The organism is Halorussus marinus, from assembly GCF_004521895.1.
GTDB lineage: Archaea > Halobacteriota > Halobacteria > Halobacteriales > Haladaptataceae > Halorussus > Halorussus marinus.
Map to the genome: position 1 here is coordinate 55,405 of NZ_SBIR01000011.1, position 20,492 is coordinate 75,896.

General features: G+C 70.0%; 24 protein-coding genes. 10 read left to right on the top strand and 14 right to left on the bottom strand.

The window, feature by feature from the left end; translation table 11 throughout:
• Window positions 1-22 precede the first annotated feature (22 nt).
• The 3 genes from EPL04_RS14220 to EPL04_RS14230 all read right to left on the bottom strand — a co-directional run bounded on the left by EPL04_RS14220 (window position 23) and on the right by EPL04_RS14230 (window position 3,498).
• Window positions 23-1,525: an LVIVD repeat-containing protein gene (locus tag EPL04_RS14220; protein WP_134671860.1), complete on the bottom strand. Its 1,503-nt coding sequence runs from the start codon at window positions 1,523-1,525 to the stop codon at window positions 23-25.
• 126 nt (window positions 1,526-1,651) lie between these two features.
• Window positions 1,652-3,118, bottom strand: coding sequence for a DUF192 domain-containing protein (locus EPL04_RS14225; protein WP_134671861.1), 1,467 nt, complete (start codon window positions 3,116-3,118; stop codon window positions 1,652-1,654).
• Between the two features lie 167 nt (window positions 3,119-3,285).
• Window positions 3,286-3,498, bottom strand: a complete 213-nt coding sequence (locus EPL04_RS14230; RefSeq protein ID WP_134671862.1) for a hypothetical protein — start codon at window positions 3,496-3,498, stop codon at window positions 3,286-3,288.
• Between the two features lie 177 nt (window positions 3,499-3,675).
• Here EPL04_RS14230 and EPL04_RS14235 point away from each other — a divergent pair, with 177 nt between their 5' ends.
• The 7 genes from EPL04_RS14235 to EPL04_RS14265 all read left to right on the top strand — a co-directional run bounded on the left by EPL04_RS14235 (window position 3,676) and on the right by EPL04_RS14265 (window position 8,288).
• Entirely contained in the window at window positions 3,676-4,260 is a 585-nt protein-coding gene (locus EPL04_RS14235; RefSeq protein ID WP_134671863.1) for a thymidine kinase, read from the top strand.
• A gap of 7 nt (window positions 4,261-4,267) precedes the next feature.
• Complete coding sequence (locus EPL04_RS14240; protein WP_134671864.1) at window positions 4,268-4,921, top strand: YIP1 family protein; 654 nt, start codon at window positions 4,268-4,270, stop codon at window positions 4,919-4,921.
• Between the two features lie 61 nt (window positions 4,922-4,982).
• Window positions 4,983-5,246 (top strand): hypothetical protein, encoded by a 264-nt coding sequence (locus EPL04_RS14245; RefSeq protein WP_134671865.1) that lies wholly within the window; start codon window positions 4,983-4,985, stop codon window positions 5,244-5,246.
• Between the two features lie 70 nt (window positions 5,247-5,316).
• Window positions 5,317-6,012 carry an SDR family NAD(P)-dependent oxidoreductase gene (locus tag EPL04_RS14250; protein WP_134671866.1) on the top strand — a complete coding sequence of 232 codons (696 nt, stop codon included), beginning with the start codon at window positions 5,317-5,319 and terminating at the stop codon, window positions 6,010-6,012.
• An 86-nt stretch (window positions 6,013-6,098) separates the two neighbouring features.
• Window positions 6,099-6,929 carry a ZIP family metal transporter gene (locus EPL04_RS14255; RefSeq protein WP_134671867.1) on the top strand — a complete coding sequence of 277 codons (831 nt, stop codon included), beginning with the start codon at window positions 6,099-6,101 and terminating at the stop codon, window positions 6,927-6,929.
• Window positions 6,930-7,003: 74 nt separating this feature from the next.
• A complete protein-coding gene (locus EPL04_RS14260) occupies window positions 7,004-7,267 on the top strand; it encodes a YgaP family membrane protein (protein WP_134671868.1) in 264 nt (87 codons plus the stop codon).
• Window positions 7,268-7,325: 58 nt separating this feature from the next.
• Window positions 7,326-8,288 carry an A/G-specific adenine glycosylase gene (locus EPL04_RS14265; protein WP_134671869.1) on the top strand — a complete coding sequence of 321 codons (963 nt, stop codon included), beginning with the start codon at window positions 7,326-7,328 and terminating at the stop codon, window positions 8,286-8,288.
• A gap of 27 nt (window positions 8,289-8,315) precedes the next feature.
• On the opposite strand, the gene EPL04_RS14270 is transcribed toward EPL04_RS14265, so the two are convergent.
• The 9 genes from EPL04_RS14270 to mbhE form a co-directional block, all read right to left on the bottom strand.
• Window positions 8,316-8,906: a helix-turn-helix domain-containing protein gene (locus EPL04_RS14270; RefSeq protein ID WP_134671870.1), complete on the bottom strand. Its 591-nt coding sequence runs from the start codon at window positions 8,904-8,906 to the stop codon at window positions 8,316-8,318.
• A 66-nt stretch (window positions 8,907-8,972) separates the two neighbouring features.
• Window positions 8,973-9,647, bottom strand: coding sequence for a class I SAM-dependent methyltransferase (locus EPL04_RS14275; RefSeq protein ID WP_134671871.1), 675 nt, complete (start codon window positions 9,645-9,647; stop codon window positions 8,973-8,975).
• 63 nt (window positions 9,648-9,710) lie between these two features.
• Window positions 9,711-10,043: a monovalent cation/H(+) antiporter subunit G gene (mnhG, locus tag EPL04_RS14280; RefSeq protein ID WP_134671872.1), complete on the bottom strand. Its 333-nt coding sequence runs from the start codon at window positions 10,041-10,043 to the stop codon at window positions 9,711-9,713.
• A 121-nt stretch (window positions 10,044-10,164) separates the two neighbouring features.
• Window positions 10,165-10,461, bottom strand: a complete 297-nt coding sequence (locus EPL04_RS14285) for a monovalent cation/H+ antiporter complex subunit F (RefSeq protein ID WP_134671873.1) — start codon at window positions 10,459-10,461, stop codon at window positions 10,165-10,167.
• On the bottom strand, window positions 10,451-11,071 hold the full coding sequence (locus tag EPL04_RS14290; protein ID WP_167599490.1) for a Na+/H+ antiporter subunit E: 621 nt from the start codon (window positions 11,069-11,071) through the stop codon (window positions 10,451-10,453). Before EPL04_RS14290 ends, EPL04_RS14285 begins: the two co-directional genes overlap by 11 nt.
• Window positions 11,071-12,678, bottom strand: a complete 1,608-nt coding sequence (locus EPL04_RS14295; protein WP_134671874.1) for a complex I subunit 5 family protein — start codon at window positions 12,676-12,678, stop codon at window positions 11,071-11,073. The genes EPL04_RS14290 and EPL04_RS14295 overlap by 1 nt, the downstream gene beginning before the upstream one ends.
• Window position 12,679: 1 nt before the next feature.
• Window positions 12,680-13,021 carry a sodium:proton antiporter gene (locus tag EPL04_RS14300; protein ID WP_134671875.1) on the bottom strand — a complete coding sequence of 114 codons (342 nt, stop codon included), beginning with the start codon at window positions 13,019-13,021 and terminating at the stop codon, window positions 12,680-12,682.
• Window positions 13,022-13,058: 37 nt separating this feature from the next.
• Entirely contained in the window at window positions 13,059-13,523 is a 465-nt protein-coding gene (locus tag EPL04_RS14305) for an MnhB domain-containing protein (protein ID WP_134671876.1), read from the bottom strand.
• A complete protein-coding gene (mbhE, locus tag EPL04_RS14310; RefSeq protein ID WP_134671877.1) occupies window positions 13,520-15,871 on the bottom strand; it encodes a hydrogen gas-evolving membrane-bound hydrogenase subunit E in 2,352 nt (783 codons plus the stop codon). The genes EPL04_RS14305 and mbhE overlap by 4 nt, the downstream gene beginning before the upstream one ends.
• 122 nt (window positions 15,872-15,993) lie before the next feature.
• On the opposite strand from mbhE, the gene EPL04_RS14315 reads away from it, so the two are divergent.
• The 3 genes from EPL04_RS14315 (at window position 15,994) to EPL04_RS14325 (ending at window position 17,746) form a co-directional block, all read left to right on the top strand.
• Window positions 15,994-16,323, top strand: coding sequence for a hypothetical protein (locus EPL04_RS14315; RefSeq protein ID WP_134671878.1), 330 nt, complete (start codon window positions 15,994-15,996; stop codon window positions 16,321-16,323).
• 123 nt (window positions 16,324-16,446) lie between these two features.
• Window positions 16,447-17,151, top strand: a complete 705-nt coding sequence (locus tag EPL04_RS14320) for an RNase P subunit p30 family protein (RefSeq protein WP_134671951.1) — start codon at window positions 16,447-16,449, stop codon at window positions 17,149-17,151.
• Window positions 17,135-17,746, top strand: a complete 612-nt coding sequence (locus EPL04_RS14325; protein ID WP_134671879.1) for a class I SAM-dependent methyltransferase — start codon at window positions 17,135-17,137, stop codon at window positions 17,744-17,746. Before EPL04_RS14320 ends, EPL04_RS14325 begins: the two co-directional genes overlap by 17 nt.
• Window position 17,747: 1 nt before the next feature.
• Here EPL04_RS14325 and EPL04_RS14330 read toward each other — a convergent pair whose 3' ends face one another.
• Both EPL04_RS14330 and EPL04_RS14335 read right to left on the bottom strand, forming a co-directional pair.
• Window positions 17,748-20,006: a PGF-CTERM sorting domain-containing protein gene (locus EPL04_RS14330; protein ID WP_134671880.1), complete on the bottom strand. Its 2,259-nt coding sequence runs from the start codon at window positions 20,004-20,006 to the stop codon at window positions 17,748-17,750.
• A 202-nt stretch (window positions 20,007-20,208) separates the two neighbouring features.
• Window positions 20,209-20,367, bottom strand: a complete 159-nt coding sequence (locus tag EPL04_RS14335) for a ribbon-helix-helix protein, CopG family (protein ID WP_134671881.1) — start codon at window positions 20,365-20,367, stop codon at window positions 20,209-20,211.
• Window positions 20,368-20,492: the final 125 nt, after the last annotated feature.

Sequence of the window (20,492 nt, forward strand, 5' to 3'; positions counted from 1 at the left end):
GATCCCGTCCGGTCGAAAGCCGCTACTGGCTCTGTCGGGCCGACCGGAGGACCTGCTGGAGCCGGTCGGTGGTCATTTCGACGTTATCGCCGGCGACCCCCGTGTTGGGTACGGTCTCGCCGTCCTCCCAGTAGGAGATCGCGCGCTGGACGTCGGCCTGGGTCAGCTCGCCGTCGCCGTCGCGATCGAGTTGCTCCTCGACGGTCCGGACCGGCGACTCCTCGTCGCTGACTCGGAACACGTACAGCCCGGTTTCGAGGTCGCTGACCGCGACGAAGTCCCGCTCGTCGTTGTAGTTCGCGCCCCACGCCATCGGGGGGTCGCCGATCCAGTCGGCGCCCTGTGCTTCCTCGGCGCCGTCGATGGTGAGATACTGGTGGGCCGCCACGGGGTTGGTCGGGTCCGAGAGGTCGTAGACGACCGCTCCCTCGTGGTAGCCCCCGTCGACGAGCAGTCGGGTCCCGTTCTTGTAGACGACCTCGTGGTTGTGGGTCGTCCAGTCGTAGAGCGCGAACTCCCCGTCCTGGGACTTCGCGTTCGGCGAGTGGACGAACCCGACGTGGACGGGGTCCTCGAACGAGCCGTCCTGCCACCCGACGTCGAGTACGTGCTTGCCGCCGGGGAGTCCGGTCCCCTTCTCGTCGCCGACGATCACGAGGTCTTCCTCCGGGTCGGGGTGGGCGTAGTGACACAGTTCGAACCCGACCTCGCCGACCTCCGAGTAGTTCGGCCGGTACTTGTAGTCGAAGGTGCCGACCAGCTCTGGACTCCGGGGATCGCTGATGTCGTGGACGGCGTAGCCCACGAACTCCCCGGCGATGAACGCCGAGTGGAGCATGTCGCGGTTCTCGTCGACCACGACGTCGTGGTTCGACCCCAGCGGTTCGACCGTGGTGACCCGTTCGGGATTGGCGGGGTCGCTCGTGTCGACCACCGTGATGCCCGGTGCCGACCCCGATGGGTTCTCGGCGTCGCCCATGTCGTCTACTCGCGAGTTGACCAGATAGAGGACCGGCTCGCTGTAGTGGGCGTCCATGTTGTGAACTCCCGAGGGGCGGTCGACCCGGCCGACCACCTCGGGTTCCGAGACCGACCCGGCGTCGTGGCCGTAGTCGACGACCTCGACGCCGCCCATCCCCTGGTCGTCGTTTGGCTCTTGGGATCGGTAGTACAGGCCGTCGCGGCTGTCGAACTTCACGTCGGCGTTCCGGGTCGAGGCCGACGACGGGAGCCGGTGGGCTTCGGTCGGGTTCGACAGGTCGCTCAGGTCCGCGAGGAACGACCCGCCCTCGCCGAGATAGCTCCCCATGACCGTGTACTGGCCGTCGGCCCGGACGTCTACCTCCGAGAACCCGCCCGGCGGGTCCGACAGCAACGAGTGGGCCTCGAGTTCGAGGACGCCGCTCGTCGCAGTTACTTGCTCCTGACCGCCGGATTGCTGTGCCCCCACTTTCCCCACGCCGCCGACGGCGAGCGCCGTTGCACTAAGTGTCTTCAGGAACGCGCGTCGAGTGTTTTCGACCATTCGACTTCCCAGTGGTAACCCAACACATTCGATAATCAATATTCTCCATTGTTCCCTTCTGCCAGCTATAAAGTCTTAGTGAGGTCGAGCGCGCGGCGGGTCGGCCCGCCGAGGCGCCGACCGCGTTCACGAGTCGGTCTGGTTCGGCTCCAGGGACCCCTCGACGTCGAACTCGACTTGCGCGCCCGGCCCGATGCCGGTCTCGTTAGCGAACCCCTGTTCCATCTCGATGACGTACTTCGCCGGGCCGTCGCTGGCGTAGGTCGCGAGCTCGTCGTCGGACGCCTCGGGCGCCGGCGGGTCGGCGTGCTCGACGTTGCGGACGGTGCCGTTCGCGTCGACGAACACCATGTCGAGCGGGATCAGCGTGTTCTTCATCCAGAACGACCGCTCGTCGGCCTCGCCGTAGACGAACACCATCCCGCGGTCCTCCGGCAACGACTCGCGGTGCATCAGGCCAGTCGCCCGCTCGTCGGGCGAGTCGGCGACCTCCAGCGTCACGTTCGCCACCGCCTCGCCGTCGACGAGGAACGTCGCGTCGACGGTCTCGGTGATGGTTTGGGGCTGGGCCGCCGCTTCGGCCGCGGTCGTTTCGGCTTCTGTCGTCTCGGTCGCTTCGCCCTCAGCTTGCGCGTCGGTCGTCGTCTCGGCCGCAGTGGTCTCCTCGGAGACGGCGGCCGTCGTCTCCTCGCTCGCGGTCGTCTCGGTCGCCGTCTCGTCGGCCGCCTCGGTGACGGTTATCGCCGCCGCGCTCACGGCCGACTCGCCGTCGGCGTCGTACCCTCGCACCGAGACGTAGTACTCGCCCGGCTTCACGTCGTCTGCCGGACGTACCACCGCCGAGACGGTCGTCGACTCGCCGGGCGCGAGCGGTTCGGTCGAGAGCCACTCGGCGTTGCCCTCGCTGAAGTTGACGTTCTCCCCCGACGACTGGTCGACGATCGCCCAGCCGGCTGGTACCACGACGCCGACGGCGGGCGCCGTGCTGTCGGCCTCGCCGTCGTTTCGCAGGGTCACGTCCATCGTGACGTTCTCGCCCTGCGCGACGGTGTCGGCGACGCCGGTCTCGAGTGTCAGGTTCGCCTCGGCCCGATCGACCGGGAACGTCACGACCGTTGTGTCGGACCCGCCCCCGGCGTCGCTGGCCCGCGCCGAGACGTAGTACTCGGTCGGCGCCTCGTCGGCCGCGAGCCGGAACGTCGCCTCGACGGTCATCGACTCGCCGGGCGCGAGCGACTCGGTCGAGATCCACGCCCGCTCGGACTCGCTGTAGGTGACGTTCTCCCCGGCCGACTGGTCGACGACCTCCCACTCGCCCGGCACGCTGACCAGTTCGATCGCCGGACTCGCGGCCGGCTCGTCGCCGTCGTTCGCGAGCGTGAACGTGGTCGTGACGTTGTGATCGGGCACGATCACGTTCGACCCCGACGCGGTCAGGTTCAGCCCGTCCGCCGACGTCTGGACCGCCGCCGGTCCGGCCCCGTCGGCGTCGCTCTGGCTCACGACCGACCCCTGTACCCCCAGCGCCCCCATCGACACCGCCAACAGCACTGCGAACACGACTGCGAAAACTCTCCCCCGATTCGTTGTCATTTCCCCAGCACCACAGACAATACATCCGCATATAGTGATTCGGCATGTTCTCACCCAGCAGTCTTTCAGAATAAAGCGGTCGCTCGGCGACGCCGGCGTTCGCGCCCGAGACGGTCGTGCGACGCGGTTCCCGCCCTCGACACCGCCCGGCCCGACGCGCCCGTCGCTTACCGCCGCGGGCCGGTCGGGGCGTGGACTCGCAGGGCGCCGGCGGGCAGCGAGGCGTCCGAGTTGAGCCGGACGAACCCGCAGTCCCGACAGTAGACGGCGCCGGCGTCGCTCGACGCTCGCTCGCCGTCGGCGTCCGCGGGCACGCTGAAGTAGCGGTCGACCGACCCGTCGAGCGATCGGCCGCAGTCCGAGCAGACGTCCGCCCGCATACGTGCCCGCTCGACGCCGCGGGGCTTCAGTATACGCCGCCTGCGACGGTCCGTAAGTGGGTAACCACTCCCTGTGACCGCGCGCCGACGCCGGGGCGGGTCGGGCCGTCCCCGATATCGCCGGCGACGCGGCCGAATCGACAACAGTTTTGAGGCAGGCTTGAGCGCACTCTCGACGTGCACAAGATAACGAACAGCGGGTGGGTCGAGGTCGTCACTGGGTGCATGTTCTCCGGGAAGACCGAGGAACTGCTCCGCCGGCTCCGCCGGGCCGAGATCGCCGGCCAAGAGGTCGCGGTGTTCAAGCCGGCTCTCGACGACCGCTACGGTGACGCCACCGTGGGCTCGCACAACGGTCGCCAGTGGGACGCGACCGTGGTCGACGCCGAGGCGGGCGTCTGGGAGATCGCCGAGAGCCTCAACGGCGAGCAGGTGGTCGCGATCGACGAGGCGAACTTCTTCTCCGAGGAGTTGGTCGAGGTCTGCGAGGCGCTTGCGGCCGACGACCGCAGAGTGATCGTCTCGGGCACCGACCAGACGTTCCGGGGCGAGCCGTTCGAGCCGGTGCCGCGGCTCATCGCGCTCGCTGAGTACGTCGACAAGTATCAGGCCATCTGTGCGGTCTGTGGCGAGCCCGCGACCCGAAACCAGCGGCTCATCGACGGCGAACCCGCCCACGTCGAGGACCCGACCATCATGGTCGGCGCCGAGGAGTCCTACGAGGCGCGATGTCGCAACTGTCATACCCTTCGAACCGAGTAGTTCGACTGTGACCCAATGGGTCGAGAACCCCACGGGCGGGCGCGACCGCGGGCCGGCCGCGATCGCTCGCGCGTGGATCGAGGTACTGCGTGCACCCACCCGGTTCTTCGAGCGCGGCGTGGCCCCCGGCGATCAGGCGCCGGGACTGGTGTTTGCGATGACGGTCGTGCTCGTCGAGGAGGCGACCCGGTTCGCGCTGGTCCCGGGCGCGGCGCCGGTCATCGGCGGTCAGCCCGGCCTCTCGGCACTGCTCGGCCTGCTGTTGGCGGTCCTGTTCGTCGCGCCCGCCGCCCTCCACCTCACCGCGGCGCTCCAGACGCTGTTGCTCATCGCGGCGGTCCCCGATCGGGGCGGAATCAGCGAGACGGTGCAGGTCATCGGGTACGCGACCGCCCCTTGCGTGCTCGCCGGCGTCCCGAGCCCCACGCTCAGGGCCGCCTGCGCGATATACGGCTCGGTGCTGTTCGTGATCGGACTCCGGACCGTCCACGCCACCTCGACGCTCCGGGCGGTGCTCGCGGGCGCGATCCCGGCGGCGCTGGTGTTCGGCTACGCCTTCCGGGGGATCGCGGCGTTCGAGGAACTGCTCGTCGTGCGGGGCGACGAGATCTGTCTGCGCGCGGTCGAACTCGGATTCGAACTCTGCCTGCCGGTGGCGTGAGCGCGGGCGGCGTCGGTCCGTCCGCCCATCTATAAGGCCGCGGCCCGCGAACTCCGGGCGCATGCTCAATCTCATCGTCGAGGACTTCATGGTCGAACTCAAGGACGGCGCCATCCAGAACGTCGGCCCCTCGAACAAGACCGCGAGCGCGAAGCTGTTCGACGTCGAGTCGGCCGAGGCACGGGAGTTCGGCGACAAGCGCGTCAAGATCGTCTGCGAGGACGAGGAGGGCAACGAGGTGCAGGTCGCGCTGTTTCCCGAAGAGGTCCGGGAGATCGCCGCCGACATCGAGGCGATGGAAGACGACAGCCCGGTCTTCGAGTGATCGCGGCTGACGCCGGGCCACCCACCCCGGGACGGAAACCGGTTTGGGGCCCGAGCCCTTCCGAGACGGTATGGACGGACAGACTGCGGTCGTGACCGGCGCGAGTCGTGGCATCGGCGAGGCGGTCGCCCGACGGTTCGCCGAGGAGGGCGCGCGAGTGGTCGTCTGCGCCCGCGAAAGCGACGGGCTCGACGAACTGGTCGCGGACGTCGAGGCGGCGGGCGGCGACGCCGAGGCGCTCCGGGCCGACGTGCGCGACGAGTACGACGTGGAGCGACTGATGGAGACCGCCGCCCGGGGGAGCGAGCGCGGCATCGACGTGGTGGTCGCGTGCGCGGGCGTCTATCACGGGCGCCCGGGCGAGACGCCCCTCGACCGGGAGTCGTACGCCGCCTTCGACGACACGCTCCGGACGAACGCGCGCGGGGTGTTCACCGCGATCCGAGAGGCGATACCCCATCTCGCGCCGGACGCGCGGGTGCTGGTGCCGTCCGGACGCGTCGCTCGGGAGGCCAAGCCGGGCTACGGGGCTTACGCCGTCTCGAAGGCCGGCGCCGAGGCGATCGCGCGCGGGTTCGCGGCCGAACTCGACCGGACGGTCGGGATCGTCGATCCGGGGCAGGTCGCGACGGACCTCACCGGCGGCACGGGCCGTGATCCCGCCGATGCGGCCGGCCTCGTCCACTGGGCCGCGACCGACGCGCCGGCCGAGGACCTCGACGGCGAGATCGTGGGGCTCCGCGAGTACAAGAAAGCGACGGCGTGAGCCGCCCGTCGCCGCGAACTCCTCGGCGCCGGTCGACCGGGCCGCGACCGACGGCCTTATTAACTTCTCAGGTCTGGTTAACAACAATGCGATTCTCTCGACTCGGCGTTCTGGGACTGCTCGCGCTCGTCGCGCTGACGCCGCTCGCGATCCGGGGCGGCGCCGGGAAGGTCGTCGTCATCGCGTGGGTGGCGTTCGTCGCGATGGCGGGGGCCGGACTGCTCGGCGAGCGCGCCGCGGCCTCGACCGACGCGGGGCGGCTGGTCTGGGGGTACGGGCTGGCGAGCGGCGCGATGATCACGAGCGCGGCGGTGTTCATCGTCCCCGACGCGATCTCCCACCACGCCAAGTTCGGCGGGTTCGGCATTGCGCTCGGCGTGCTGGTCGGGTTCGGCGCCCACACCCTCGGCCACCGGGTGACCCACGTCGACCTGCCGTTCGACCGCACCGCGGCCGAGCTCACCGCCCACTCGCTTGCCGCCGGGGCGATCATCGGGCTCGTCTACGGCAACATGCCCGATCCCGGTCTCCTGCTCGGACTCGCCATCGTCTCGCACAAGGGGCCGGCGGGCTACGCCGCCGCAAACCGGCTCCGGCGGGCGGACAAGCACGTCTCGATGCTGTTGCTCCCCGCGGCGGGGGTCGGCATCACCGCGATTCCGGCCGCGCTCCTGACTCTGCCGAGTAGCGGCCCGGTGAACGGCGTGGTCTTCGGCTTCGCGGCGGGCGTGTTCCTCCACGTCGCGATGGACTTCCTGCCCGAGTGCGAACTCGGCGGCGAGGTCTACGAGGTCGCGCAGGTCGACGACCACGCCCACTCGCTGCTCGACCGGCTCCGGACGCAGGCGGTCCTGAGCACGACCCTCGGCGGGGTCGCGGTGTTCGCGGCGTGGTCGGCGCTCAAGTACGGCGGGTAGGTGGCCTCGCGTTCCCGGGGTCGGTTTTCGCGGTAGCTTCAAGTGATCCGGCGTCGTCGCTCAGTCCGAGACACATGAAGCGAAACGTCGGCGGACTCGATCAGGGCGTCCGGATCACCCTCGGGCCGCTCCTCGTGGTCGCCGCGGTCGGATCGGCGCTCGGGAGCCTCCGACTCAGACCCGCGGTCGCGCTCGCGGCGTTGGGCGTCGGCGGGGTGCTCACCGCCACCGGACTGACCCAGCGGTGTCCGGCCAACGAGGCGCTTGGCATCGACACGTACGGCTCGGGCGAGCTCTCGGAGGCGGCCCGGACGGTCCGAGACCGGGCGCGCCAGTAACGCTCCGCCCGGCTCCGAACCGCCGCGCCTTTAGTCGACTCGTTCCTATCGGGGGCCAATGAGCGACGCCCAGTCCGACTGGTCGCTACCCGACGACCGCGGGGCGGTCCGGGACGCCCTCGTCTCGTGGTACGAGGCCGACCACCGGTCGTTCCCGTGGCGCGAGACCGACGACCCCTACGAGATTCTGGTCTCGGAAGTCATGAGCCAGCAGACCCAGCTCGGCCGAGTCGTCGAGGCGTGGGCGGCGTTTCTCGACCGGTGGCCGACGCCGGCCGACCTCGCGGCGGCCGACCGGGCCGACGTGGTCGGGTTCTGGACCGACCACAGCCTCGGGTACAACAACCGCGCGAAGTACCTCCACGAGGCCGCGGGTCAGGTGGTCGACGAATACGACGGCGAGTTCCCGACGACGCCCGAGGGCCTTCAGGACCTGATGGGCGTCGGCCCGTACACCGCCAACGCGGTCGCGTCGTTCGCGTTCGACAACGGCGACGCCGTGGTCGACACCAACGTCAAGCGGGTCCTCCATCGGGCGTTCGACGTGCCAGACGACGACGCGGCCTTCGAGGCCGCCGCCGGCGCGCTCATGCCCGCCGGCGAGTCCCGGGTCTGGAACAACGCGATCATGGAACTGGGCGGCGTCGCCTGCGAGAAGTCACCGAACTGCGACGCGGCGGGCTGTCCGTGGCGCGAGTGGTGTCACGCCTACGAGACCGGCGACTTCACCGCGCCCGACGTTCCCACCCAGCCGAGCTTCGAGGGGTCGCGCCGCCAGATGCGCGGGCGCGTGATCTCGGCGCTGAAAGAGTACGAGGAACTGCCGCTGTCGAAGCTCGGGCCCCGCGTCCGGGTCGACTACGTCCCGGGCGGGGACGACGGCTCGGCCGACGAGAACGGCGATTCGGACGCCGAGTACGGCCGCGAGTGGCTCCGAGGGCTGATCGCGGACCTCGAAGACGACGGGCTTGTCGAGGCCGTCGAGTCCGACGGCGAGACCCTCGCCCGACTCCGGCGGTAGCCCCCGAGTCCGACCCGGGGTCGAGGCTCAGTCCGACAGGAGTTCCGAGAGGAGGTTTCGCTCGGCCCGCTGGAGGTGCTCGCTGACCGTCGAGCCGTCCAGACCCAGTTCGGCGGCGACCGCGCTCGCCGGCACCTCGCGGGGGACCTCGTAGTAGCCCATCTCCCACGCCGTCTCGACGACCTCGCGCTGTCGGTTGGTCAGGCAGTAGAGCGGACGACCCCGACCGTCCGACTCGCCGGCCGCCCGGAGTTTCGGGGCGGCTCCGGCGTCCCCGTCGTCGCCGAGCCGCCCGGCGACACCGCTCTCGGGTCCGACGCGGCCCTCGCTCGGATCGCGTCGCCGTTCTGGGGATGGCGGTGCGCTCACGGAGACGACGTACAGGTGCGAGCCCTCCCGGTCGGCGACGTGAGTCCACTGATCGACGTACTCCAGCGACGAGAGGCGCCGCTCGTCGCACCGCGACTCGACTCGCATCTGGACGACCCCGTCGTCGCCCTGCCCCGAAAGCTCCTCGAACTCGAGGAGTCCTGCGTCGCGACCGAGCGCGAGGAGGGCTTCGTCCCCCGCCTCGAAGTCGGCGTCGGCGTCGGCGACCTTGATCTCGGTCTCGTGCATACGGTGGGTCACCGGAGAACCCACATTAGCGTTGTACCTACCATGGAAGGGTCGGCTCCGACGGGGCTACTCGCCGGGCTCGGCTCGGATGCCGGTGAGGATCCCGAACGCCCACGTCGCGTACTCTCGGACCGCGAGTTCGGACCCCGAGACGAGGTCGAGCGGTTCCTGATTCCACCGGCAGTTGTGCTTCTCGAAGTGGGCGTCGGCCCGCCAGTCCTGAAACCGCGCGATCGCCCCGACGTCGCTTCGGCCGTGTTCGAGCAACAGGACCTGTCCGTCCGGCGCACACACTCGGCTCATCTCCGCCAGCGCCGCGAGCGGGTCGGGGAACGTACAGGTCGACAGCGAGGAGACGACCGTCTCGAAGCTGTCGTCGGGGAACGCGAGCGACTGGGCGTCCATCTCGAACAGCGTCTCTCCGCGCTCCAGTTCGGGGTGGCGGTCGGCCGCCGCGTCGAGCATCTCCGGGCTGAGGTCGATCCCGACGTACTCGGTCCCGTCCGGGAGGGCGCGGTAGTTCGTCGCGGTGCCACAGGCGACGTCAAGCACGCGGCCCTCGGCGGTCCGGAAGGCAGAGCGCCGGTAGCGCCCCGTGATCAGTCGGTCGAGCCATCCCAGCCGCGCCATCGTGGCGGCGTTCTCGGCGTAGGTCTCGCGGATGTCCGCGAGCGACTGGCGGTGGCGGTCGGCGGTCGGCGCCGACGCGATCGAGTCGTCGGTCGTCGGTTCTCCGGCCATGAGCGTCTCTTTCTCTCTGGAACCCCGTAATCGTACTGTCGGGACGGCCGGTGGGCTCGATCGCTACTCGTCGTCGGACTTGCCCGGCCACGTCACGTTCCCGAGGAAGGGGACGCCGGTGCGCTGGGCCGACCGCGAGATCATGTGAGCGCCGGTCGGCACCGTCAGGAACAGGAAGGCGATCCCGACCAGCGAGGTGAGTCCGGCGCCGCCGGGACCGAACCGGACGAACCCCGCGAGGAAGATCGAGGCGGTCCCGAGCGTCGTCGGCTTGCTGGTGGCGTGCATCCGGTTGTAGACGTTCGGGAGCCGGAGCAGTCCCAGCGTCCCCACCGCGAGGAAGAAACAGCCGACGGCGACGAGCCCGACCGCGATCGCGGCGCGTACCGCGACCATCCTCACGCGCCTCCCGGACCCCGCGGGTCCGGAATCTCGGTGGCGGTCGGGAGCGGTGCGTCCGGAGTCGCTCGATCGCGGCGGTGTGAACTCGCCGATCTGCTGTGGTTTCGGAGCATGATTACTCGCGTCGCTCGATGATGTCGCCTTCGGTGACGAACTTCGCCACGATGACCGTCGAGAGGAAGCCGATGATCGCCAACACGAGGCTGACGGTCACGAACAGCCCCCGGCCGGTCTTGAGCGCGAACAGCACCGCGATGGCGACGACGTTCGTCGCGATGGTGTCCAGCGCGACCACCCGATCGGGGACGGTCGGGCCGCGGATCGCACGGTAGCTACAGAGGACACAGAGCCCGCTCACGACCACCAGCCCGACGTCGGCGGCCGCGTTCAACAGGCCGGCTTCAGCGGCCACCGTCGCCACCTCCTTCGTCGGGCACCTCGGGGTGGTCTGCGGGCCGGGGCGGGTTCCGGTCCTCCGGGTGGACCGACACCGCCGGCGCGGGGTCGGCCGGCGACCGCTCCTCGTCGAATATCACCAGCGCGTAGTCCTCCCACGTCCGGATCGGGTCGACGATGGCTCCCACGTCTCGGCCGTCGATGACGTGGACGTACAGCGCGTTCTCCTCCTGATCGTGGTCCAGCGTGAGCGTGCCGGGCGTGATGGTGATGCTGTTTGCGATCGTCGTCACGCCGAGGTCGGTCTCGACCCGCAGGGGCACGAAGATCACCTGCGGTTCGATCTGGTCCCCGGGCGCGAGCACCCGGTAGGCGACGTCGAAGTTGGCGACGACGATCTCCCGGACGAACACGATGGCGTACAGGACCGCGTACGGGACCGACTGGACGGCCGCCCGGAGGTCGATCCCCTCGGAGTAGAGCCGGCGGAACAGGTACGCGACCGGCAGGCCGACGGCGATCCCGATCAGGAACTCGCCGACGACGGCGTCGACGGTGAGTTCGACGCCGCGCACGAACAGCCACAGCACCCCGAACGCCACCCCGGCGACCAGCCAGCGACGGATCACGCGTCCTCACCTCCCGTCGGCGCGACGAGGTCGACGTACCCCTCGCGGTCGAGCGCCGCGTCGGCGGCCGCGCCCGCGAACTCGAAGACCGGATCGAACCAGATCCCGACCCCGACGATCGCGAGCGCGAGCGCCGCGAGCACCGCGGTCTGGCGCGGGTCGACGCCGGCGTCCTCGACCGCGGGGGTCCGCTCGCCCCAGAAGCTCGCGGTCCAGATCCGCGTCGTGTAGAGGATGGTGAGCACGGCGCCGGCGAGTAAGGCGATCAGGACGATCGCCCCGAGCGGGCCCGGCGCGGTCGCGAACCGCCGAGCCGCGGCGTCGAACACGAGGAACTTCCCGAAAAAGCCCGTCAGCGGCGGGATTCCGACGAGCGAGAGGCTCGCGAGGAAGAAACACGCCGACAGGACCGGCGCGCGCCCGCCGAGCCCGCCGAGGTCGGCCAGCCGGTTGGTGCCGGTGGCGCTCCGGATCGCGGCGGTCGCGAGAAAGAGCAGCGGCTTGGCAAGCGCGTGGTGGAGCGCGTACACCAGCGCGGCCGCGAGCCCGAGCCTGCGGAGCGACCCCGGCGGCGCGGCGGCCGCGAGCCCGACCGGGACCGCGACGAACCCGATCTGGGCGACGCTCGAGTACGCGAGGGTCTCCTCGATCGTGTCCCGGACGACGGCGCCGACCCCGCCGACGAGGATGCTGGCGATGCCCATCGCCAGCAACACCGGCGCGAGAAACGACAGCGGCGACGAGCCGGCGACGCCCGCGATCGAGGGCCCGACGGTCGCCCCGCCGAACACGGTGAAGTAGACCCTGACGATCGCGTACATCCCGACTTTCTTCGTCACGCCGGCGAGCATCGCGGTCACCGGTAGCGGCGCCGACCGGTATGCCCCGGGGACCCAGAACTGGAACGGCACCAGTCCGGCCTTGAGTCCGAACGTCACCAGCGCGAGCGCCGCCAGCCCGACCGCGGGCGCGGGATCGACGCCGTAGGCGCCCGGGGCGGCCATCCGCCGCGACACGTCGGCCATGTTGAGCGTGCCGGTGACCGCGTACAGCCCGCCGACCGAGAGCAACAACAGCGCGCTCCCGACGACGTTGAGCACGAGATACCGGAACCCCGCCGCGGTGTGTTCGGGCCCGCCGTAGAACGCGACGAACACGTAGCTCGCCAGCAACATCACCTCGAACCAGACGAAGAGATTGAACAGGTCGCCGGTGAGAAACGCCCCGGTAACGCCGAGCAACAGGCAGTGAAACAGGACGTGGTAGAACACGCGCTGGTTCGCGCGGTCGACGTACAGCACCGAGAAGACCGCGGCCGAGAGCCCGACGGCCGCCGCGATCGCGAGCATGAACGCCGACAGGGCGTCGACCACCAGCGTGACGCCGAACGGCGCGACCCACCCGCCGACCTGATAGGCCGCCGCGCCGGGCGCGTCGGGCGCGAGGACGACGCTCCACGCGACCGCGCCGACCGCGAGCGCGTACGCGAAACCGCCGCCGACGCTCGCGGACCGCTGGACCCGGGGCCACCGGCGGAGCCCGAGCAGGGCCACGATCGTCGTCAACACGACGAGCATCGGCGCGGCGACGAGCTGGTCGGTCATCTCACTGCCACTCCTGGACGTCCATCGTCTCGTTTTCCTCGTAGGCCCGGTAGGTCAGCGCGAGCGCGAACGCGGTCGTGCCGAAGCTGATGACGATCGCGGTCAGGACCAGCGCCTGAACCAGCGGGTCGGTGGTCTCGGGCACCGGCTCGCCGTGGCCCGCCAGCACCGGCACCGAGTCGTGGGTGCCCGGGGCGACCCCGCCCATCGAGATCAGATAGACGTTGGCGGCCTGCGAGACCACCGCGACGCCCCACACCACCCGGACGAGGTCCCGGCGGAGCAACAGGAAGGTCCCGAGCCCGAACAGCCCGCCGACGACGAACGCGAGCGCGACGCTCACGGTCCCACACCTCCGTCGACGGGGTCGGCGGTAGCGATCATTCGGCTCCCACCACCGAGAGGATCGTCAGGAGCACGCCCACGACGACGCAGTAGACCCCGAGGTCGAACGCGAGCGCGCTCGCGACCTCGATCTCGTGGTAGATCGGGATCGACTCGACGATCACGAACGTCTGGGAGAGGAACGGCTCGTCGAACGCGAGCGCCCCGAGCCCGCTCGCGACCGCGATCGCCAGCCCCAGGATGAACGTCCGGCGGAACGCGGTCACCGACCGGTGCTCGAAGATCCCGCGGCCCGGCTCGACGTCCCGACCGAGCACGCCGGCGTCGAGGTAATCGAGCCCGTAGGCGACGTACACCAGCGCGAACGCGACCGTGGTCAACACCCCCGCGATGAACCCGCCGCCGGGGAGGTTGTGGCCCTGCAACAGCAGCGAGATCGCGAGCACGAGGATGATCGGCACCACGATCCGGGCGGTCGTCTTCATGATCACCGTCGTCACCGCGTCTCACCCCGGTTTCGCATCGCGATCAGCACGACGACCGACATCGCCGCGATCGAGACCACGAACAGTTCCCCGAGCGTGTCGAACCCCCGGAAGTCGACGAGGATCACGTTGACGACGTTGGTCCCGCCGCCCGCCGGGACCGCCTCGGTGGCGTAGAACCGGGCGATCGCCGTCGGCTCGGCCCCGATGTCGGGGCTCGCGAGCATCACTGTCAGGAACGCGGTCGCCCCGACGACGACCGACAGGACGGCGTCGCGGGCGGCGACCAGCCGGTCGGTGTCGGCGTAGAAGGCGGGTAGCTGTTCGAGCACGAGCAAGAAGATGAGCAACACGAGCGTCTCGACGACGAGCTGGGTCAGCGCGAGGTCGGGCGCGCTCGCGAGGATGTAGAAGATCGCGACCATGAACCCGAGTATCGATAGCGCGAGCACCCCGACGACGTGGGAGGGCGCCGAGACCACCGCGACCGCGGCGACGACCGCCACGAGCAACACGAGCGTGATCCCGGGCGTGACCCGGACTCCCTCGACCGCGGGGACCAGCCCCGTCGTCGCGGCGTAGCCCGCCAGCGCGAGCGCGCTCGCGGCCGCGAGGACCCACACGACGTACGTCCGGAGCAGTCCGTTGTGGACGGTGCGGGCCACCCGCGGGCCGGCGGCCTCGGTCCCAGACAGCAGTCGGTCGTACCACCAGTTGGGCCGCGCGATCGGCGTCGCCCCGACGACCGCGCCGATCGCCCGCTGGAGCCGGCCGAGAACGGGGTAGGCGGCCGCGCCGGCGACGATCGTGACCGCCGACATGGCGACCGGCGGAGTGAGGTGGGTCGGGAGGCCGACGTGGACGTCGGGGCTCTCGGCGGCGGTCGCGCCGATCGCCGCCTCGACGACGGCGTCGACCGCGAGCTGGGGCGCGACGCTGACGACCGCGGTCGCGACCCCGAGCACGGCCGGCGGCGCCACCAGCGCGGCCGACGGCCGATGGACCGACGCGACCGCGCCGGGTCGCTCGCCGACGAAGATGGCGAGCAAGCGAAGCGAGTACAGCACCGTGAGCACGCTCGCGAACACCGCGACCGCGGGGTAGAGCCACGCGAGCCCGCCCGCGGCGTGGGCCGCCTCGTAGGCGGCCTCGAAGAGGAGCTCCTTCGAGTAGAAGCCGCTGAACGGCGGGATGCCGGCCATGCTGAGTCCGGTCACGCCCGCGACCGCGGCGGTCACCGGCAGGTCCCGCCAGAGCCCGCTCAGTCCGGCCAGCCGACGGGTGCCGACCTCGTGGGCCACGATCCCGGCCACGAGGAACAGCGCCGCCTTGAACAGCGCGTGGTTGAAAAGGTGGAAGGCCCCGGCCTCCGCGCCGTAGACCGACTGGAACCCGAACCCGGCCACCATCAGCCCGAGGTGGCTCGCGGTCGAGTAGGCGAGCAGTTCCTTGATGTCGGTCGCCACGACCGCGAGCGCCGCGCCCGCGGTCATCGTCGCGAGCCCGACCGTCGCGAACAGGACCATCCACTCGTCGCCGCCGAGTAGCGGCCGGAGCCGGCCGACGAAGTAGACGCCGACCTTCACCATGGTCGCCGAGTGGAGGAACGCCGAGACCGGCGTCGGCGCCGCCATCGCGTTCGGGAGCCAGAAGTGAAGCGGTACCTGGGCGGATTTGGCGCCGGCGGCGACGGCGACGACCGCGAGGGTGGGGACGAACAGTCCCAGTTCCCGGAGCGACGACTCCATCGCGTCGGCGTTCGCGAGCATCGCCGCGAGGTCGAACGACCGGGCGCCAAGCGCCTCGGTCGCCGCGATCGACAGGAACGCGATCCCGACGAGCAAGAAGAGCCCGCCGCCGACGGTCACGATCATCGCCATCCGGGCGGCGTACCGCGAGTCGGCCTCGTCGGTGTGGTGGCCGATCAGCACGAACGAACAGAGGCTCGTCAGCTCCCAGAACAGGAAGACCGCGAGCAGGTCGGCCGCGAACGCGACCCCGAGGATCGAACCCATAAAGGCGAGCAGGGTCGCGTAGTACCGCGCGAGGGTGTGCTCGTCGGCCATGTAGCTCGCGGAGTAGACGAACACGAGCGCCCCGATGGCGCTCGCGAGCAGTGCGAACAGCACCGCCCAGCCGTCGACGTAGAACCGCAACGAGACGTCCATCGAGGGGACCCACGGCACGCCGACCGCCCCGCGGCGGCCGAGTTGCGACCCAGCGAGCGCGAAACACGCGATCGCGACCGCCGCGCCGAAGTAGCCGGTCCGGGCTCCGACGAGCCGGTAGACCAGCGGCGTGGCTCCGGAAGCGACGAACGGCAGCGCGACCGCAGTGGCGACGAGTGCCAGCTCGGGGGCCATCCAGCACTCTACCGAACGACCACGCCGGACTTAGTCGTGGTGCCCGTCTCGGTCCGAACGCCCTTCGCGGACGGTTCGACCGGGTCGAAAGGCGTTTCCCGCCGGCGCCCGACGCTTCGGGCATGAGTCTCGACGACCTTCAGGACGAACTCGAAGGCGAGTACGCTGACCTCGGCGACGAGGTCGGGGTCGCGCTCGACCGCGAGACAAGAAACGAGCTCGCGATGCTGAACGCCGCGTTCGACCCGGACGACACCGACGAACTCCTCCGGCGGGCGGTCCACATGCTGTTCCAGACCGCGGTCGAGACCGGGAACCTCGACTTCCACCTCCGGAGCGCCTACGACACGACCTACGACGAGTACCTCTCGGGGATGACCTTCGACGAGATGACCGGCGCCGATCAGTTCCCCCAGCAACAGCAGAAAGACGACCGGCGATACCAGTTCTGAGCGGTCCGCGCGACCGGGCCGCCGAGAGTCGGCAGTTCCGGTCGGCGAGTCGGACACCCCCGACCCCGATCGGGGAAAGACAACATCCAAGCCCCGCCCCCGAGTACGAACCGACAGAGGATGATCTACGAGGGCGTCTACGCCCACCCCGACGGGGACAGCACGGTCTCGCGCCTCGCGGCCACCGCCGCCGACTACGGCTTCGACGGCGTCGTGGTGTGCAACCACAGCGACGCGCTCGCCGACTACGACCCCGAGCGGGTCGCCGGTGAGTACGGCGTGGACGTGGTCGACGCGGTCGAGATCCGGGCGGACAACCCCGAGGTCGCGGCCGGCCACCTCGGCAACTACCGGCCGAAACACACCGTGCTGGCGGTCCACGGCGGGACGACCGCGCTCAACCGCTTCGCGGTCGAACACGACCGGGTGGACGTGCTCGCCCACCCGATGGCCGATCGCGGGGACTTCAACCATGTCCTCGCGAAGGCGGCCGCCGACCACGGGGTCCGCGTGGAGTTCGACCTCTCGCGGGTGCTCCGGGCCGACGGCGGCCGCCGGGTGCAGGCTCTACAGGATCTCCGGAAGCTCCGGGAGATCGTGACCTACTACGACGCGCCGTTCGTCGTCAGCGCGGGCCCGACGAGCCACCTCCAGCTCCGGGCGCCCCGCGAACTCGTCGCGGTCGGGAAGACCGTCGGGTTCTCCGAGGACCAGATTCGGGCGGGCCTCGAAGAGTGGGGTCGGCTCGCCGAGCGCAACCGCGAGCGACTCTCCGACGACTTCATAGCGCCGGGGGTCAAACGCGGCAGGTATGAAAAAGAGCATTGAGACCCACGCGGCCCGGTTCGACGAGATCGCCGGCGAGTACGACGACAGCCAGAACGACACCGAGGAGTACCGCGCCTGCGTCTCGCTGGTCGTCGAGCACGCCGACCCGCGACCGGACGACGTCGTGGCGGATCTGGGCACCGGCACCGGCGCCATCGCGCTGGCGCTGGCCGGGGACGCCGGCGAGGTCGTCGCTCGGGACATCAGCGACGGGATGATGGAGCGCGCCCGCGAGAAGGCCGACGAGCGCGGAATCGAGAACGTCGACTTCGCCGAGGGCCGGTTCCGGGAGCCAAACGTCGAGGCCGCCGACGTGGTGGTCTCGAACTTCGCGATGCACCACCTCGGCGACGAGGAGAAACGCGAGGCGATCGAGGCCGTCGCCGACCTCGGGCCCCGGAGGTTCGTGCTCGGCGACGTGATGTTCTTCGGCGAGCCCGACCCCGACGAGCCCTTCTACAGCCCCGAGGTCGACGACCCCTCGACGGTGGGCCACCTCGCGGACGCGCTCACCGACGCGGGGTTCTCGCTGACCGCGGTCGAGCGCGTCCACGATCAGGTCGGCGTGCTGGTGGCCGAGCGCGCCGACGAGTGAGCTACCGCTCGCGGCGACTCCCCAGCGCGGCGGCGGCGACGAGCGCGACCACCGCGGCGACGACGCCGAACCCGGGCGTGCCGGTCGACTGGTCGGGGGTCGCCCCGTCGCGTTCGGCGTCCGTCTCGTCGGACTCGACCCCGTCGTCGGAGTCGCTCTCGTCGGATCGAGTCGTCTCGGTCGACGCCGACTCGGCGGTGACGTTCACGGTGTCGAGCACGGTGTCTCCGGATCGAACCTCGTGTTCGCCCGGTTCCTCCAAGGAGAACGTCGGGTCGACGTAGACCTCCATCGGACCCCGGACGCTCCCGGGGACGGACTTCGTCTCGCCCGAGACATTCAACGGAAGGTGGAACACGCCGCCACACTCCTCGGCGGGCATCAGATTGATGATCCATGTCACGTCGTCGCCGGGGTTGATCGCCGACACGTTCTCGTACTCTACCGACCCGGACTCCGCCGAGTAGACGCGGGAGATCGAGACGGACGTGACGGTCGCCGAACACGCCCCGGCCTTGGACTCGATCTCGATCTCCGCGACTCCGATCTCCTCTTTCACTTTGAGCCGCGGTGCGTACCCGGTGATCGTGACGGCGCTGTCGTTCGACGGCGTCGTCGACCGGACCCGGTAGGTTCCGAGTTCGGACGGCGCGGTGAAGTTGAACCGGACGCCGCTCGTTCCCGACCCGACGGTCACGGTTCGACTGGCGACCGTCCGATCGTCGACCCGAAGCGCGACCGTCCGGGTGAGGTTCAGGTTCTCCCCGCCGGCGCTGATCTCCGCGCGGACCGACACTCGCTTGCCCGGCTTGACCAGCTCGTTCTCGATCCAGCCCTCGGTCCCGTTCGGCACCGAGACCGAATCCACCTCCAGCGAGACCTCCGGCTCTCGGACGTACACGGTTTGGGTCTGGGTCCGATTGCCGAACGCGATCTCGTAGTCGTAGGCGCCGGGTTCCAGATCGGCCGGGATCGCGTGGTCGAGAGAGATCTGGCGGGTCTCGCCGGCGTCGAGGGCGAGGCGCTGTGAGCTGACTTGCCGGTCCGCGAAGCGCACGTCGACGGTCTCGGTCCCCGCGATCCCGCGGTTGTGAACGGTCAGGTTCAGCGACACCGTCGCGCCAGCAAACGCGCGATGGTCGGCGTCGCGGTCGGCGGGGTAGGTGAGTCCCGCCCCGCGCTCCACGTCGGACACGTCGAAGACGGATTCGCGCGCGGTCCGATCGAGACCCATGCTGGCGTCGAGTAGATCCTGTTCGGCCCGGCGTCGCTCGCCGTCGACCGTGACGTACAGCGTGACCGTCGCGTTCGCGGGATCGTCGACGGTCCGGGTGACGGTCGGCCCGGTCGCCTCGATCTGACCGTCGCCGTCGAAGTCCCACTCGTACGAGTCGGCCTCGCCGTCGTACCACGACCGGCCCAACTCCTCTATCGCGGCGGGCGTCCGCGCGTCGAACGTGACCTCTTGGCCGGGCTCTGGCAGGAACGGGTCGTAGGTGAACCCGACCAGCGGGGCTCCGCCGTCCTCCATTCGGGACTGCTGTTCGGGGAGCTGATCGTAGAACTCCTCGATGAGTTCGGGGTAGTCGCCGTCGGACAGGCTAGCGACCTCGCGGGGGTCGGAGGCGGTGTACAGCACGTCGAACCCCTCTCGACCGTACTCGTGGAGCACGAACTCCGCGAACAGCGCGAGGTCGTCGTACTCGTCGAACGTCGCCTTCTTGGTCGTCATCGGAACGTCTTCGGCGCGGAACGACGCGCGCTCGGCTATCTCCTCGGGCGACGCGCCGAGGTAGCGGGCGGTGCCCTCGACGAACACCTCGTGTTTGTCGAGGGCTCCCGGCGGGTTTATCCAGGTGGCTCCCTCCATCGATTTGGCCTGGAACCGGTGGGCCAACTCGTGGTAGAACACCGACCGGTCGTCGTCGGTGACGTAGATAGTCGCCTTGATCCCGCTCTTGTAACAGCCCTCGGCGTCTCCCAACTCGCAGTCCACGTCGTCGACGACCCGGACCGGCACCTTCTCGTCGACCGGTTCGACGCCGAACCGCTGGAACAGCACCTCGTAGTAGGCGTCGGCGTACTCGGCGACCGCCTCGGCGTCGTCGCGGTTCCCGTCCTCGTAGCTGATGGCGAAGTAGTCGGTCTGGATCGTCGCGTTCGCGTCTTGGGCGGTTCCGGCGCCCGACGCGCCTGCGCCCGCGATCGCGACCAGTCCGACCACCGCGACCAGCGTCGCGAGCCGTCGCGCGCCGATCATCGAGGCGCACCCGCGTTGGGGTCTCTGCGTCGGTTCGCTGTCGGTGCGGCCGTCTCCGTCGCCAGTCCGAATCCGTCACTCATCGGTGTACGAGCGAGTGGTGACAGGAAAACGACTTAATTGTGTTCCTCTCTGAACCCAGATACGACGCGCGAGCGCCGGCGTGCCGAACCGGCCTTCGAACGGGCGCTCGGCGTCGGATTCACTCCTCGCGGTCCTTCAGCCACTCGTCGAGCAGGTCCCGGACCGCCGCCTCGCGGCTGTCGCGGTAGTCGGCGAACGCGAGGTCGTCGAGCGCCTCGATTTCGGTCTCCTCGAGTTCGATCGCGACCTCCTCCATGTCGAGGTGGTCCAGTGTCATCTTCCCGAGAGTGCACCCGGGAGGCACATATACGTTCGTCAGACGGTCGTGCGACGCGGCCGCGAGCCCGCCCGGACCGTCGATCGAACAACCGACCTTTCAAGCCGACGCCGACCCAAGCGTCG